3 protein-coding genes and 1 pseudogene are annotated in these 2,220 nt (G+C 41.0%); 2 read left to right on the forward strand and 2 right to left on the reverse strand.

Annotated elements, in window-relative coordinates; genetic code table 11:
• A pseudogene (locus tag WMO17_RS12970) lies at positions 1–246 on the forward strand (plasmid recombination protein); the annotation flags it as partial.
• A 17-nt stretch (positions 247–263) separates the two neighbouring features.
• Positions 264–440, forward strand: coding sequence for a hypothetical protein (locus tag WMO17_RS12975; protein WP_349138315.1), 177 nt, complete (start codon positions 264–266; stop codon positions 438–440).
• Positions 441–487: 47 nt separating this feature from the next.
• Here the strand turns inward: WMO17_RS12975 and WMO17_RS12980 are convergent, their stop codons facing one another.
• Both WMO17_RS12980 and WMO17_RS12985 read right to left on the reverse strand, forming a co-directional pair.
• Positions 488–1,435, reverse strand: coding sequence for a DNA-processing protein DprA (locus WMO17_RS12980; RefSeq protein WP_349138316.1), 948 nt, complete (start codon positions 1,433–1,435; stop codon positions 488–490).
• 17 nt (positions 1,436–1,452) lie between these two features.
• On the reverse strand, positions 1,453–2,043 hold the full coding sequence (locus WMO17_RS12985) for a ComF family protein (protein WP_349138318.1): 591 nt from the start codon (positions 2,041–2,043) through the stop codon (positions 1,453–1,455).
• Positions 2,044–2,220 lie beyond the last annotated feature (177 nt).

The raw sequence follows: 2,220 nt of genomic DNA on the forward strand, positions 1-2,220 counted from the left end.
GGCTATATGATGGACGTGGAGAACCGCCGCTTGAAAGAAGAACTTTCCACCGCCAAGAAGGAGGCCGTTCGTTGGAGTAACAAGTACCATGACCTGTGGTACGATGTGAAGCCCTATCTGGATGCTCTCCACCGTGCGCCTGAACTGGTGCGCGGCTTTCTGGAAAAGGTTCTTGCCCCCAGGCAGGAGCGCACCATGGATGTGCCGCAGAAAAACCGCAAGCGTGGGCAGGATATGGAACTTTGATTTTCGGAGGATACTATTTGAACAAAAAGAAGAAGTCAAACAAATCCGGCTACCCGGATGAAGCAATCAAGACCCTTGCGCGTTGCTTTTATCCCTCCATGGTTGAGTTTTTCAACAGTGAGGAAGGCCAGCGTGAATACAAGGAATGGCTGAAAGAGCAGGAAGCACTACAAGCCTTGCCTGTTGCCGCATAAAAACAGCAGGACGTTCCCGGTAAAGGAACGCCCTGCATTACATAAGTTTATGACATATTAAAAAAATCTAATTGGACAGGACTATGTTTTGTGCTATTTTCATGATTTGAACCATGTTCCACCGCCCAAAAAACACGCGCTAAATTGGGCGTCTGATTTTTTCCACGAATTGGAACACCTCCACGACTTATAAAGTATGGGTTGGCTTCAGCAGATACCTCTGGTTTTTCATAATCTATAACAAAAAGCGGTAAAGAAAGCTTTAGGGTTTCCTCTCCTGCTGAGAAGGTTCCACCGCTCTTACCAGATTCAACTAAAATCATGGCTTTGGACAACCCAATAATTATTGAATTTCGTTTCATAGCATTTCCAACACTCCATTGAGCATCGGGATAAAATTGCGAAATAAAAACATGATTCTGAGTCGTAAGATGTGCTTTCACCTGCTTTTTATACGAGAAATTCAAAATTCCCTCTGCTAAAACAAAAATTGTGTTTCCTCCATTTTCTATTGCGGCAACGTGCGCAGCAGTGTCCGTACCAGCAGCATATCCACTAACAACTGATATGTTTTTCTGAACAAGCTGCATTGCACATTGAGATGTAATAGAAAGCCCCTTTTCGGATACCTTTCGAGAACCGCAGAAGCCAACGGCTATCGTTGACAAAAGTTCGATATTTCCTTTTGCAAAGAGTACAGGAGGACATTTGCTTCCTAATGCGTCTTTCAATTGTGGTGGGTAACTTTTATCTGATTCAAGAATCATAGCGATGCTATTTTTTTGCATTTTCAAATAAAGTTGCCCTGCTCGGTCTTTATTTAAAAGAACGCTTTCAATTGTGTTACCACGACAATTTATTATATTGCCTAACAAATGGGGTGATTCGCACAATGTTTGCCATTCTCTTTCGGGAACGACATTTATAATTTTTTTTAATGCCACTTCACCGATGCCTTTTGATAGCATTAGTTGAATTAAATATTGATTGAGCATAATCTCCCCCTTTCTGTTTAATAAGTATTCCTCGTTTTAGTAACTGCTAAAACATATATTTTGTCAACTAACGGATCCTCACGTAGTGCACTTACACAATGGGTTAGCGTTAACCCTGTTTTGTATAGGTCATCAATTAATAAGATACTATGTTTTCGTATAGCATTTTTTGTTTTTCTTATCGTAGGTTGAAGTTTTTTCTTTTCTTCCCATGTTAGACTCTTCATTTCAGCAGTCGCCGTATTTTCCAGAACATCTCCGCAATAGTATGCACCTATTCTAGCTGCTACGGCCCGAGCAATTTCTATTGTGGGCTGATATCCCCTTATTTTTGTTGGGGGAACCGGCAAAACCGTTCTAACGTCATGAATCTCTGGCGTTTCATCCCAAAAGCTCACAATTGCATCTACAATTGGATTTAAATTTTCATACTTTCCGTTATACTTAAATTGATAAAGTAATTCACCAATTTCAGAACGCGTATTGTCAAAGTGAAGATGACCATAGGCATCCTCTCCAATAGGAATGCTTTTTATTGTATGTACATCAAGTGCGTAGCCAATGTCCCATACACCATATAATGGAATCGGATGAATTTCAACTGCCATGTGAACGTCAACCTCCTTTTGCCTCTAATTATAGCATATGCAAACCGATTGTCTAGATTGTTTTAAAATTCTGCAGGTTTTATCCTCCTTCATTCTTGAGCCCGAAGAAAACGAAAAATCCGAACCCTTCTCCAATCGGAAACAGGTTCGGATTTTTCTTGTTTGGTGGGCGCGGGT

Source organism: Faecalibacterium faecis, from assembly GCF_040096475.1.
Taxonomy (GTDB): Bacteria; Bacillota; Clostridia; order Oscillospirales; family Ruminococcaceae; genus Faecalibacterium; species Faecalibacterium taiwanense.

Coding starts and splice junctions, on each gene's coding strand:
- WMO17_RS12980 (WP_349138316.1), bottom strand. CDS start 1,435: ATGCTCAATCAATATTTAATTCAACTAATGCTATCAAAAGGCATCGGT.
- WMO17_RS12985 (WP_349138318.1), bottom strand. CDS start 2,043: ATGGCAGTTGAAATTCATCCGATTCCATTATATGGTGTATGGGACATT.